The organism is Nocardia sp. NPDC050412, from assembly GCF_044458825.1.
Classification (GTDB): Bacteria; Actinomycetota; Actinomycetes; order Mycobacteriales; family Mycobacteriaceae; genus Nocardia.
In genome coordinates this window covers 134,327-147,280 of record NZ_JBITIJ010000017.1, presented here as the reverse complement: position 1 = coordinate 147,280, position 12,954 = coordinate 134,327, and the positions used below count along the sequence as shown (strand labels likewise).

Annotated in this window: 14 protein-coding genes; 9 read left to right on the top strand and 5 right to left on the bottom strand. The window is 65.8% G+C overall.

The window, feature by feature from the left end; genetic code table 11:
• Positions 1-3 precede the first annotated feature (3 nt).
• The 3 genes from ACIBI6_RS34760 to ACIBI6_RS34750 are packed head-to-tail and all read right to left on the bottom strand — an operon-like array spanning position 4 to position 2,787.
• On the bottom strand, positions 4-834 hold the full coding sequence (locus ACIBI6_RS34760) for an alpha/beta fold hydrolase (protein ID WP_396959132.1): 831 nt from the start codon (positions 832-834) through the stop codon (positions 4-6).
• A complete protein-coding gene (locus ACIBI6_RS34755) occupies positions 831-1,769 on the bottom strand; it encodes a 3-carboxyethylcatechol 2,3-dioxygenase (RefSeq protein WP_396959130.1) in 939 nt (312 codons plus the stop codon). The genes ACIBI6_RS34760 and ACIBI6_RS34755 overlap by 4 nt, the downstream gene beginning before the upstream one ends.
• A gap of 34 nt (positions 1,770-1,803) precedes the next feature.
• Positions 1,804-2,787 carry a zinc-binding dehydrogenase gene (locus ACIBI6_RS34750; RefSeq protein ID WP_396959128.1) on the bottom strand — a complete coding sequence of 328 codons (984 nt, stop codon included), beginning with the start codon at positions 2,785-2,787 and terminating at the stop codon, positions 1,804-1,806.
• A 164-nt stretch (positions 2,788-2,951) separates the two neighbouring features.
• Between ACIBI6_RS34750 and ACIBI6_RS34745 the strand changes: the two genes are divergently transcribed.
• From ACIBI6_RS34745 to ACIBI6_RS34710, 8 genes are read left to right on the top strand one after another with little or no spacing between them, the layout of a single operon-like run.
• Positions 2,952-4,310 (top strand): aromatic ring-hydroxylating dioxygenase subunit alpha, encoded by a 1,359-nt coding sequence (locus ACIBI6_RS34745; protein WP_327100383.1) that lies wholly within the window; start codon positions 2,952-2,954, stop codon positions 4,308-4,310.
• Positions 4,307-4,645, top strand: a complete 339-nt coding sequence (locus ACIBI6_RS34740; protein WP_327100384.1) for a non-heme iron oxygenase ferredoxin subunit — start codon at positions 4,307-4,309, stop codon at positions 4,643-4,645. Before ACIBI6_RS34745 ends, ACIBI6_RS34740 begins: the two co-directional genes overlap by 4 nt.
• Positions 4,642-5,856: an NAD(P)/FAD-dependent oxidoreductase gene (locus ACIBI6_RS34735; protein ID WP_396959126.1), complete on the top strand. Its 1,215-nt coding sequence runs from the start codon at positions 4,642-4,644 to the stop codon at positions 5,854-5,856. The genes ACIBI6_RS34740 and ACIBI6_RS34735 overlap by 4 nt, the downstream gene beginning before the upstream one ends.
• A 60-nt stretch (positions 5,857-5,916) precedes the next feature.
• Positions 5,917-6,483 carry a 3-phenylpropionate/cinnamic acid dioxygenase subunit beta gene (locus tag ACIBI6_RS34730; RefSeq protein ID WP_327100386.1) on the top strand — a complete coding sequence of 189 codons (567 nt, stop codon included), beginning with the start codon at positions 5,917-5,919 and terminating at the stop codon, positions 6,481-6,483.
• A gap of 16 nt (positions 6,484-6,499) precedes the next feature.
• Positions 6,500-7,390, top strand: coding sequence for an alpha/beta fold hydrolase (locus ACIBI6_RS34725; protein WP_396959124.1), 891 nt, complete (start codon positions 6,500-6,502; stop codon positions 7,388-7,390).
• Entirely contained in the window at positions 7,387-8,220 is an 834-nt protein-coding gene (locus ACIBI6_RS34720; RefSeq protein ID WP_327100387.1) for an SDR family NAD(P)-dependent oxidoreductase, read from the top strand. Before ACIBI6_RS34725 ends, ACIBI6_RS34720 begins: the two co-directional genes overlap by 4 nt.
• Before the next feature lie 30 nt (positions 8,221-8,250).
• Positions 8,251-9,843, top strand: a complete 1,593-nt coding sequence (locus tag ACIBI6_RS34715) for a long-chain fatty acid--CoA ligase (protein ID WP_396959121.1) — start codon at positions 8,251-8,253, stop codon at positions 9,841-9,843.
• Positions 9,840-10,295, top strand: a complete 456-nt coding sequence (locus tag ACIBI6_RS34710) for a hypothetical protein (RefSeq protein ID WP_396959119.1) — start codon at positions 9,840-9,842, stop codon at positions 10,293-10,295. Before ACIBI6_RS34715 ends, ACIBI6_RS34710 begins: the two co-directional genes overlap by 4 nt.
• A 142-nt stretch (positions 10,296-10,437) precedes the next feature.
• On the opposite strand, the gene ACIBI6_RS34705 is transcribed toward ACIBI6_RS34710, so the two are convergent.
• Together ACIBI6_RS34705 and ACIBI6_RS34700 are read right to left on the bottom strand one after the other, a co-directional pair.
• Positions 10,438-11,079, bottom strand: coding sequence for an XRE family transcriptional regulator (locus ACIBI6_RS34705; RefSeq protein ID WP_327100390.1), 642 nt, complete (start codon positions 11,077-11,079; stop codon positions 10,438-10,440).
• A 227-nt stretch (positions 11,080-11,306) separates the two neighbouring features.
• A complete protein-coding gene (locus ACIBI6_RS34700) occupies positions 11,307-11,972 on the bottom strand; it encodes a helix-turn-helix domain-containing protein (RefSeq protein ID WP_329407893.1) in 666 nt (221 codons plus the stop codon).
• 190 nt (positions 11,973-12,162) lie between these two features.
• Between ACIBI6_RS34700 and ACIBI6_RS34695 the strand changes: the two genes are divergently transcribed.
• Positions 12,163-12,951, top strand: coding sequence for an IclR family transcriptional regulator (locus tag ACIBI6_RS34695; protein ID WP_327100392.1), 789 nt, complete (start codon positions 12,163-12,165; stop codon positions 12,949-12,951).
• Positions 12,952-12,954: the final 3 nt, after the last annotated feature.

The following is a 12,954-nucleotide window of genomic DNA, read 5'->3' as shown; positions in this document are numbered from 1 at the left end:
CGATCATGCCCGGGGCAAACCCGGGCTGCCAGTCAGCTGTTCCGCTGTGCGGTACGCCCGCCCGAAACGCCGAATCGAATTCTCGAGATGTGCCCCGACGAGGGCGTTGAACTCCTGCGGGTCCTCCACGTTTGCGAGATGCCCGCAGCCGACCAGAGTCCGCAGGATCGCGCCTGGCACCGCCTCGGCGACTCCGCGCACCAGCGACGGAGGCGTCACCCGATCCAGCTCGCCCGCCAGCACCAGGGTCGGCGCGGTGATGCGAGGCAGCAATATCGCGGCGTTGTGTGCGGCCAAAGCTTCGCAGCAGGCGGCATAGCCGGCGGGGTTCATCGTCGAGAGCGTCAGCAGTGACGACGTGTATACGTCGGGTGCGCGCCGGGCGAAACCCGGCGCGAAGCGCCGATCCGCGGTGCGGCGAACGATCTCGATGAGACCATGTGTGCGCACGTACAGCGCGCGGGACCGCCAAAAGTCGGAGTCGTAACTCGGTGCGGGACACGCGATCACAGCTCCGACCACCCGGTCTTGCCAGATTCCTGCCAGAGCCTGTGCGACCGCGCCACCGAAGCTGAGGCCCACCACAGAGAAGCGGTCCACGCCCAGCGCGTCCAGTAGCGTCACTACCTGATCCGCGAATCCCCGCACTGTGCAGCGGTCATCCGGGACCGCGGTGCGGCCGTGGCCGGGCAGGTCCACCGCAATCGTCCGGTAGTGGCGGCCGAACGCCTGCAGCTGGGGTTCCCACATCTCGAGGGTGGTGCCCAGCGATCCGAGGAACACGACCGCGGGTGCGCCGGTCAGGCCGTTGTCGCTGTAGTGCGGGTACTTCATCGACGCCGTGCCGTCGTTACCGCGAAGCCGGCGATCCAAGCCGGAATCGCCTCGTAGAAGCGGTGATTCATCTCGTACTCGCCACCGGCGGCGAGGGCCGCGTACGCCGCGATCCAGGTACGCACTTCGTGTGCGGAGCCGCCACCGTGCTCTGCCATACCCTCCACGGTCCAGTCGTCGAGTTCCGCGAGGGCGCCGGTTTGGAGCACGTCGAGCAGGTGATTGTCCCAATCCGGATTGATCGGGATCATCGTCGAGGTTCCGGCGACGTAGTCACGGCCAGCCTGCACGACTCGTTCCTCGCCCTTGGCACGCTGGACCGGCGTGGGCGGATGGCCTTCGATGAGTGCGTCGGCCACGCGCGGTGGTGCGCCATCCAGCACCGGCACGGGCGGATCATGGGAAAGCCCACCGGAGGCCAGGTATAGCACCCGGAGGTCGAGCTCGTTGGCCGTGTCGCCGATGGCGGTGCCCAGGGCCCGGATCCGGTGCACCGGACCCAGCGGCGTCGCCACCCCGTTGACGAACACCGGTACGACCGGCACCTCGGCGATTCCGCCGAACAGCATCTCCAACGGCTGGACGAAGCCGTGGTCGACGGTCATTCTCGACGACACGGTCAGATCGATGCCCCGATCGAGCACCCCTCGCGCGATGAGCTTGGCAGCACCGGAGTCCACTGACAGCGGCCCGGCGGTGGTGCCGAAATCGCCGACCGCGTGTGCCTCGGTGGCCAGGCAGAACGGCGGCATCTCCTTGTAGAAGAAGCCGTTGTAATGGTCGGGCGCGAAGAGCACCACAAGTTCCGGATCGAATGCCTGGATGAATTCTCTTGCGGCCGTGACGGCCTCGCCGACGCGGGCGAGTACATCCGGCTCGGGGTCGTTCTTGCCGATGAGTGGCGAATGGGACAGCCCCACAGCTGCTGCGGTCATGAGTGGTACCTCGGAGGTGAGTAGTGCCGGGCGGTCAATGTGCCGTAGCGGGAGGATTGATGACGACCTTGCCGGTGAGCTCGCCGTCGATCATGAGCTGGAAGCCCTTGTGAATATCGGTGAGCGGGAACGTCCGATCGATGACGGGGCGCACGCCGGTGGACTCCATCATGCGCAGCATGGATACCAATTCACCTCGGGTGCAGCCCGTGGAACCGAGAATGCGCTGCTGCAGATAGAAGATCCGTGCGAGATCGGCCGGCGGCTGGGCACCGCTGGTCGCCCCGGCAACGACGACCGCTCCGCCGGGCCGCAATGAGCGCAACGAGTGCTCCCACGTCGCCGCGCCAACGGTCTCGATGACAACGTCGACCTTTTCGGGCAGCCGCTCACCGCTCGGGACAGCCACGTGTGCACCCCACGCCAGAGCCTCGCGCCGCTTCGCGGCGCTGCGGCTGGTCGCGTAGACCACGGCACCCGCACCGACGGCGAGTTTGATTGCAGCAGAGGCGACTCCCCCGCCGGCGCCCTGCACGAGCACCCGGTCCCCCGCGCGAATGCCCGCCTTGGTGAACAACATCCGGTATGCGGTCGTCCACGCGACGGGCAGACAAGCCGCCTCCTCGAAGGACAGCCACGTCGGCTTCGGCACGAGGTTGCGTGTCGGAACGGTGAGGAATTCGGCGAACGTGCCGTCGTGAAGTTCCGACATCAACGCCCGGTTCGGGTCCAGCGTTTCGTCGCCATCGCCCGCGTCCGGATCAGCGATCACGGGGTGGACGATCACTTCGTTACCGGCGGCGTCGTAACCCGCCGCATCACAGCCGAGGATGATGGGCAGCCGTTCGGGTGGATGGCCGACACCGCGCAGTGTCCACAGATCGTGCATGTTCAGCGATGTCGCCACCACGCGGACGAGCGTCCACCCGGGCTTCGGGATCGGGACGGGAATATCGCGCACTACCAATCCTGAGAGCGGATCGGTAGCACTCTGTGCGATTGCCTGTGCTGCGAGCATGCCAGCCACGGTCGCGTGCGAGGCCCGTCGCTTCATAGCGCGCGTGCCGTCCAATGGAACGAGGTGGGAGGATCCGACATCACGGCTATCGTGCCCGGACGCATGTGCCGCCCTGCGGAACGTGCGGTGGAGATCGGCCCGGCCCGACCGCTTCCCTGGTACACATGACCTCCACCATCGAACCCGCCACCGGCCGCGAAGCCGCATGTGCCACACCGTGTGGCGCATTGCGCCGCCCGGCCGCGCTGGTCCGCAACATCGATGTCTCGGGGCTGGTCGACAGCGACACCGGCCTGCTGGATCGGGCCATATTCACCGACGAGCAGTTGTACCGGCAGGAGCTGAGGCGCGTCTTCGCTCCGAACTGGCTGTTCCTCGCGCACATCGACCAGTTCCACAAACCGGGCGATTTCTTCACCACCTACATGGGCGAGGACCCGGTCATCGTCACGATGGACAAGGACCGGCGCATCCGCGCCTACCTGAATTCCTGCCGCCACCGCGGTGCCCGTGTCTGCCGCGCCGATGAAGGGGCGACCCGCAACTTCACCTGCACCTATCACGGCTGGGCCTACGATCTCGACGGCAAGCTCGTCTCGATCCCGAACAAGGACGGCTATCCGGAATCGTTCGACACCAAGGACTGGGGCCTGGTCGAGGTGCCGCACGTAGAGACCTACCGCGGGCTGATCTTCGGCACCTGGAATCCCCAGCCCTCGCCGCTGCGTGACTATCTCGGCGATATGGCCTGGTATCTCGACGCCATGCTGGACCACGACGACGAAGGCACCGTGATCGTCGGCGGCGTGCACAAATGGGTGTTGGAGGGCAACTGGAAGCTGGCAGCCGAGCAGTTCGCCACCGACTGGTACCACGTCAACATGAGCCACGCCTCGGCGCTGATGGTGTTGTCCCCCACCAAGAATCCCAAGAACGAGATCGTGCACCGCACGGGTCGTCAGTTCCTCGATCCGAACGGGCACGGCGCGGGTTTCCCGGTGCATGCGAAGAACCGGTTCAACGCCCAGAAGGTCCACGAGTGGATCGACTATGACGCGCTGCGCGAGCGTCTCGGCGAGGCCCGGGTGGAGGGACCGCTCACCGATGGCCATGCCACGGTCTTCCCGAACTTCTCCTACCTGCCGGTGATCGGCACCATCCGCGTCTGGCATCCCAAGGGGCCCGACCGGATGGAGGTGTGGTCCTGGACGGTGGTCGACAAGTCGATGCCGCCGGAAGTGCGTGAGGCACAGCGGCTGTACAACCTGCGAACCTTCGGCCCCAGCGGCATCTTCGAGCAGGACGACGGTGAGAACTGGAGCGAGGTGCAGGCGATCTCGCACGGCTTCATCACCAACTCGGTGCCCCTGAACTACCAGATGGGGATCGGCTCCGAGCGAGAGGATGGCCGCCACCCCGGCACCACCAGCGAACTGTACAGCGACGCGGCTGGCCGGGCCTTCTACGGCCGCTGGCGCGACCTGATGAACACCCCGGCCTGGCACGAGAAGGAAACCCGATGAGCAGCAATGGAATCCGCGTCGCGGCATTGGACGAGATCCCGGTGGGCGAGGGTATCGCGATCGGCAAGGCCGTCACCGGCACCGACGACGACGTCGCGCTCCTGCGCGACGACGATGGCAGCGTCTACGCCCTCGATGACACCTGCCCGCACGAGATCGCGTCCCTCGCCGAAGGCTGGGTGGAGGGCGGATTCGTGGAATGCCCAATGCATTCGAGCAAGTTCTGTCTGAAAAGCGGCGAGGTGCAATGCCTCCCAGCTACCCGGGATGCGCGTCCGCACCGCGTCGAAGTCCGCGACGGCGAGGTCTACCTGTTCCCCAACGAGGCGCCATGATCGGCAGCGTCGTGATCGTCGGCGGCGGCATCGCGGGTGTCAGTACCGCCGCCTCACTCCGCACGGGGGGATTCGTCGGCGACGTCACTATCGTGGACACCGGTGAGTTTCCCTATGACCGGCCGCCGCTGTCCAAGGACTTCCTCAGCGGCGCCAAACAGCTCACCGAGATCGCATTGCAAACGCCGCAGTGGTATGACGACAACAAGATTCGACTAATTCCAGCAAGCAAGGTCACCGCATTGCACACTTCCACCGGTGAGGTGGAGCTGTTCGACGGCACGGCGATCACCGCCGACCGGGTCGTGCTCGCCACCGGCGGCAGTGCCGCTCGTCCCCCGATTCCAGACAGCACCAGCACCCGGGTACACGTGCTGCGCACAGCCGACGACGCGACGCGGCTGCGAGCCGCGTTGACGCCCGGCGCCCGGGTGCTGGTTGTCGGCGCGGGTTTGATCGGGGCCGAAGTCGCCTCCACCGCAGTCGATCTCGGATGCGAGGTCACACTCGTAGACCCGGTCCGCCCGCCGTTGACGGTAGCCGTCGGCGCCGAGATCGCCCAATGGATGCATGAGCAGCACAGCGCCCGCGGTATCCGCACCATACGTGCCGGTGTGCAGACATTGCGCGACAACGCTTCCGGCATCGAGGCACTGCTGACCGGAACCGACCGGACCGACAACTTCGACGTGGTCGTCCTCGGTGTAGGTATGGCACCCGAGACCAGGCTCGCAGAGGCCGCCGGACTCGACGTCGACCGGGGCATCGTCGTCGACCACACGCAGACCACCTCCAATCCCGCAGTGCTCGCGGTCGGCGACCCCGCCCGCACCCGCCGCGACGGGGACCTGTCGCCACGCACCGAGCATTGGGAAGCCGCACAGCGTGACGGTCAGCGCGCCGCGGCGACCATCCTCGGCATCGCCGCGCCGGCCGACAGTGCCTCATGGTTCTGGACCGACCGCCACCACCGGCACATCGAGGTTGTCGGCGCGCTGGGCGGAGCCGAGCGCACCGTACTGCGCGGCGCACTCGGCGATCCCGCTTTCGCTGCCTTCGGCCTGGTCGGTGACCGGATCGTCGGTGCGGTCGGTGTCGACGATTCCGCGGCGGTCCGTGCGGCGCGCCGCCTCATCGATCGCGGAATCGCCGTGGATCCGGACCGGCTCGCGGACTCGTCGGTCGGGCTTCGAACACTACTGCGCGGATGATGTGCCGTTCTGCGGCACAACGGCTTCGGCGGTCTCCTGAAGAAGGGATGGAATAACAGCGTGAGCACCACGACAGCGCAGTCGCTCGCCGGACAACGAGCAGACCGCGATATCCACTTCGAGGTCGAACAGTTCTACTACTTCGAGGCAGAGCTGCTCGACGACGGCCGGTTCACCGACTGGCTGGAGTTGCTCGCCGACGACCTCGACTACTGGATGCCCACCCGCACCAACCGGCTACGACGGCAGCAGGCCCTGTCGATCGCCGCGCGCGGTGAGGCCGCCTATTACGACGAGTCCAAGGAAAGCCTGGCCTGGCGCATCCGCCGTTTCGACTCAGGCATGGCATGGGCCGAGGACCCGCCCTCGCGCACCCGACACATGATCACCAATGTGGTTGTGCACCACGTCGATCCGAATGAGCACGCGGGCTTCACCGCCGACGACCTGCTCGTTCGGTCGGCATTCCTCGTCTACCGCAACCGGCTCGAACGCGAGGAGAACACCTTCGCGGGTGGGCGTACCGACATCCTGCGCCGCGACGAGGCCGGGCTGCGAGTGGCCCGCCGCACCATCCTGCTGGACCAGAACATCCTGCAGGCCAAGAACATATCCACCTTCTTCTAACGGGAGGAACCCGATCGTGTCCACCACAGAACTCGATACCACCGTGCAGCAGAACGACGTTCAGCTCACTCACCACACCGTCGCGACCACGCTCGGTCCGATCGCCGTCGCCGAGGCGGGATCGGGCCCGGTGCTGGTCATGCTGCACGGCGGCGGCCCGGGGGCGTCCGGAGTCAGCAACTATCACCAGAACCTGGCCGCGCTGGCCACCCGCTTCCGCGTGATCCTGCCCGACCAGCCTGGATTCGGCGGCAGCTACCGGCCCGACGAGGCCGCGCTCGACGCGCGCTCGATCACGCAGATCACCGTCGACGCCCTCTTCCAGACCCTGGACTCGCTCGGCATCGACCGGTTCAATCTGCTCGGCAACAGCCTCGGCGGTGCGGCCGCGATCGCCATGGCGCAGTCGCAGCCCGAGCGGATCTCCGGTCTGGTGCTCATGGCCCCCGGCGGCGGCTGGCTGCCGTTCGGCCCTACTCCGACCGAGGGCCAGAAGGAGATGTTCCGCTACTACAACAGCGGCGGGCCCAGCGAGAAGAAGATGGCCAACTTCATCCGCACCATGGTCTTCGATCACAAACAGTTCGGTGCGGAGGTGATCAAGGCCCGCTACGAGGCGTCGCTGGACGACAGCCACATCGAGTTCTACCACCGATACAACGCCGCCTTCGCGAAACGCCACGGCATGGATCCGCTCTGGCGCGAACTGCACAAGATCAAGGCACCGACCCTGCTGCTGTGGGGCCGCGATGACCGGACGATCACCCTCGACGGCGCACAGATCATGCTCAAGAACATCCGCAACGTGCAGCTGCATGTCTTCGGCGACTGCGGGCATTGGGTACAGCTGGAACGCGCACGCGAATTCGAACGACTCGTCGGCGACTTCCTGGCGGATCTGGCATGAGCGGCTGGCTCGACGGCTACGTCGCACTCATCACCGGCGGCGGCTCCGGCATCGGTCGCGCCGTGGCGGAACGCTTTGTCGCCGAAGGCGCTTCGGTCACGATAGTTGGCCGGGACCTCGACCGGCTGAAGGAGGTATGCGCGAACTCGCCGGACCGATCCCGCATGCACGCCGTACAGGCCGATGTCCGCGATTCCGAGCAGCTCCACGCGGCCGTCGGCGAAACCGTGACCGAATTCGGCAAACTCGACACCCTGGTGACGAACGCCGGTATCTGGGACTACCAGCGCCAGCTCACCAGGCTGACCGCCGAGGAGCTGTCCGCCACCTTCGACGAGTTGTTCGCGATCAACGTCAAGGGCTACATGCTGGCCGCCGAGGCCGCCTGGCGCGAACTGGTGAAGACGCGCGGCAGCATCATCATGACCTTGTCCAACGCCTCTTTCTATGTCGCCGGAGGGGGACCGATCTACACGGCGAGCAAGCATGCCTGTCTGGGTCTGATGCGCGAACTCGCCTACGAACTGGCACCGAAGGTACGCGTCAACGGCGTCGCCTGCGGCGGCATGAACACCGACCTGCGCGGACCGGAATCCCTTGCCCTGCGCGATCGTTCGATAGCGACGTCGTTCGCCAAGCGGACCGCCGATACGCCGCCGCCCCCCATTCCGCTGCACGACTCCAGCACCGATCCCCGTGACTTCACCGGTTCCTATGTGCTGCTCGCGTCCCGTGAACAGAGCGGCCCCATCACCGGCCAGGCAATCGAGGTCGACGGTGGCATCCGAGTGCGCGGTTTCGCCAGCGCAGCCGGCGGCGACCACCTCTGACACGCCCGGCCGCGAGCCAAAGGAGTTTCGATGACCATGACGCATCCGGTGAGTCCCGGTGCCACAGTAGATGTCAATCCAGCATCCGCGATCGCGGTGACCGCCCACCACCACCCGGGCAAACTCGCGATCCGGTATGCGGGAGGCGATCTCACCTTCGCGCAGCTCGACGTTCGAGCCGCACGACTCGCAGCCGCCCTCGCCGACCGCGGTGTGGGCGCCGGAGACCGGATCGCCTATCTCGGCCTCAACAGTCCCGCGTTCCTGATCACCATGCTCGCCGCCTTCCGATTGGGTGCCATCTTCGTGCCCGTCAACTTCCGTCTCGCCGAGCCGGAGTTGGGCGCGGTGCTGCGCAGCAGCGGCGCCATCGCCGCGGTCTGTGAGCCCAGTCATCGTGAGTTGTTGGACGCGGTGCGGCATGAAACCGCTGTGCGTCTCCTTCTGCTCGTCGACGACGACACCGAAGTGCCGGCGGAGGGCTCGCCTCTGGGGTGGGAGCCTTGGAGCCCGCTACTCACCACCATGAGAAAGCCGACGACAGTCCCGCTACGACGGGTTTTCGACCAGCCCGCGATCCTCATGTTCACTTCCGGCACAACCGGATTCCCCAAAGGCGTGATTCTCACCTACGGCAATCTATGGTGGAACGGGATCAACGTCGATTCTCGTCTCGACACCCGTCGCGGAGACGTTACCCACGCCGCCGCCCCGCTGTTCCATATCGGCGGCCTCAACGCACTGGCACTGCGCACGTTGGTCCGCGGGGGCACATTGGTGATCCGCCGCGGCTTCGAACCTGTTGTTTTTCTTCGCGATCTGATCGACTTCGAGGTCAATTCGTTTTTCGCGGTTCCAGCCATGCTCGCCGCGCTGGCACGGGTGCCCGAGTTGGCTCGCACAGCGCTCCCCCATCTGCGCACCATTGTGGTGGCCGGAGCTCCGGTCCCGACGTCTCTCATCGAACACTATGCAGCACAGGGGATCACGTTGCAGCAGGCGTGGGGATTGACCGAAACCGCGCCCTTCGCAACCCATCTCCCCGCCGAGTTCACCGAGGCGAAGATCGGTTCCGCAGGAATCCCCATGCCCCACACCGAGGTCAGGGTTGTCGACCCAACGAATACCCCTGTACCGGCTGGCAGTGCCGGTGAAGTCGTGGTGCGTGGCCCCAACGTCACACCGGGGTACTGGAACAACCCGGCGGCGACCGGTGCGGCCTTCGACTGGGAGGGATGGTTCCACTCCGGGGACATCGGATATCTCGACGAGGACGGCTTCCTCTACATCGTCGACCGGCTCAAGGACATGATTGTCAGCGGCGGCGAGAACATCTATCCCGCCGAAGTCGAACGAGCGCTGGCCGATCTGCCCGGCATTCTCGATGTCGCCGTGATCGGCACACCCGATGATCAGTGGGGTGAGACCGTCACGGCCGTCATCAGCTGCGCGGCGGGGACCGAGCTCACGCTCGAGGATGTCCGGCAGCACACGGCGTCGAAACTCGCACGGTACAAACTTCCTCGGCGGTTGCATGTTGTCGAAACCGTGCCGCGCAACGCCTCCGGAAAGCTCGACAAGGTCAGGATCCGGCATCTGATCGACAAGGAAGTGCGACCATGACCACGCCCCCCGTTCCAATCCTGGAATTGCCGGATCCGTGGACGTTCGCCATCCAAGACCGCTCGCGTACAATTCTTCTCGCCGAAATCTGCCGCACGCCCGACTTCCGCGCGTCTGTCGAGCTGGAACGTTGCGTGGCGGGGCGACTACGCAACGCCTATCCGGTCGGATCTCACGACCTCGAGATCCGGATCAGCGACGGTGACCCGCAAGAGAAGATGGACATGCTCCGAGTGCTCACCTCCGCCGTCCAGGCCGCGGATTCCCAGTGCCGCAAGGTCATTTTCGCGGTGCCAACCGACGATCCGAGCACCCTGGAATACGCGCGGGCAGCAGGATTCCGCTACGTCGTCGACGTCGACCTGCCCGACATCGAACTCCGTGTGCTGGTTGCGGAACCAGATTGGGTCACCGCCGTCGACATGGACCTCGACCACGTGCCGGGCACGTGATTCGCTCCCGCCCGCGAGCCCGGCGTCCAGTGGACGGACACGCCGCAGAGCGATACTGCTGGCTCGCTTTGGTCACGAGCCTGCTGATGATCGTCCTGGCGATGTTCGCATTGCTGCTACCAGGGTCCGCGCACCGGCCTGGTCAGTCCGGCACGGTCATCGGAACCCCCGGCCGGTGCGAGCCCTCGTGCACCGTGGGACCGAACTGACGCACTTGTGGATACGTCGTCACCATGTGAGCGACCACGCGGTCAGTCAGGCAGACATAGCAGTGCGGCACATCACCCGGAAACCGAACGAAATCACCAGCGACCAAGTCGACCGAGTCGCTGATAGGCCCAGTGCGCAATTTGCCGGTGATCACATAGAGGTGATGCAGGGTGCCAGGGGCGTGCGGCTCGATTGTGGTCGATTGCTGCCTGTCCCGCTCCAGCCGCAGCACGAGCGTCCGCACATAGCCCGAACCGTAGGTCTCGTCGAGCATGCGCTCGGACCGGTTCATCGACTCGAACCATTCCGCTTCACTCGCTCGCTGGACATAGACGGGGGTACCCCATTCGGTCAGCAGTCGACGCACCGACACATCCAGCGCGGCGCCCAGTAACGCCAGCGTCTCCACGGTGGGATTGCCGACTCCCTGTTCGATCTTGGACAGGGTCTGTTTCGACAACCCGGAACGACGGGCTAGTTCGCCGATGGACATGGCCCGCTCACGGCGATACCGACGGACGTTCCGAGCCACCAGCTCGTTCTCGTCGATCTTGCCGTCACTTTTGATGTACATGTCGTCATTGTTGACGAACAGACGGTCAACTTCCAGTAGGGGCCGGCTGAGAGTGTGTGCGATAGCAGATGGCCAATCGCCGATCACGAATCGGCCGGGTGACCGTGGTACCGGATTCCACAAGCGAGCAGCCGCGTTCGAACCGAAACGTACCCGCGACCGCACCCTGAGCGCGATCCCGGCAACCGCCGTCACTCTTGATGAACCGGGTTGTCCTTGCCTCTGATTCAGCGACGGTCCCGCGCCGCCGCGATCGCCCGCGCGCTCCGGATCTCCGCCATCGTGAGTGCGGGCTCAACAGCCGGAGCGGCCGGGTACCGCATTCCATCCAACAGCAACGCCAGATAGCGCCGCCAGTTGCCCGGCCGCACAGCCCCGGTGAAGGCCGCGACGGAGTGCACCATCGTGATCGATGCCAGAACATCGGCCGGGGCGAGATCCGCTCGCACTGCACCGTCGGCCCGGGCCCGGTCCACCAAGTTCTCCAGAACCGGTGCGACGGCCGCTTCGAAGCGCGCGAAGGTCCTTGCGCCGTCGGCCGATTCGCTCATGGCAGCGGCCAGTCCCCGGTTTCCTGCCACGAGCTCACAGGTTCGCTCGAGCAGGCCCGCCAACCCCGACCATGGATCCGGATTCCGGTCGGCCGCCGCGGCAGCCTCCTCCAATCGAGTGACGTATCCGCCGGTGATCTCGGCGATCAACTCGGATTTGTTCGCGAACCGCCGGTACACAGTCCCCACTCCGACCTCCGCGGCGGCGGCCACATCGTCGAGCGTGACATCCAATCCACGTTCGGAGAGCAGGCGGTCCCCCGCGGCGAGTATCTTGGCGTGATTTCGTGCCGCGTCGGATCGCATGCGGCGGGCGCTCGGCGAAGATTCCGAAGTGGTCATACATCCGAGCATCTCACGTGCCGCACTGGGCTGAATGTGTGGTCGGACACCTGATCACGTACAGATCGTCACTTTTAATATGCCAGTCGTCATTATTGACGAACGGTCCGCCAGTTTGCATGATTGTCATATATAAGTGCCGAGGCGGTGTATCAGATTGGACACCAGCCGTTAGCCGGAGGAACTCACAATGACCACGTCCTTTGCCGATCCGGTCCGCGACGATCGCGCCGCCGTCGACAAGGCCATCAGCCTGCTGGTCGCCTTCGGAGACCAGGCCAGCACCGGTGTCGGTGTCAGTGAGCTCGCCCGGCGCGCAGATCTTTCCAAATCGACGGCCTTCCGGGTGCTCGGGATGCTCGAGCGAAACGGCGTGGTCGAACGTATCGGCACCGGCTACCGGCTCGGAGCTCGGCTGCATCAGCTGGGCCAGGCGGTGTACTCGCCCGAGCATGAGCGCGTCCGGGACCTGCTGCTGCCGTTCCTGACCGACCTGTACGAGATGACCCGTCACACAGTGCATCTGGCGGCCCTGCACGACACCGACGTCGTATACCTGGCCAAGCTGTACGGACATCGCACGATCCCGGCTCCCTCGCGAATCGGCGGGCGGCTCCCCGCGCACGCGACCGCTGTCGGGAAGATCTTGCTCGCGTACGATTCCCACACCGCCGCCAGGGTTATCGCAGGAGGGCTCCCAGCCCTCACTTCGCATACCCGTACCGATCCGGATCGCCTCGCGGACGAGCTCGCGACCATCCGCGCCAACGGCATCGCCGACGACGATCAGGAAAGCCGCCTCGGGCTGGTGTGCTTGGCCGCACCGGTTTTCGACTCCCGGGGCCGCGCGATCGCCGCTCTCTCCGTAGCCGGACGACATGGCCGGTTCGACAGCCGCCGACTGGAGCACGCACTGCGCCGCGTCTGCGCATCCGCCTCCCAGACGCTCGCCCGGGCGCAGCTGCCTCGCACGGCATGATCT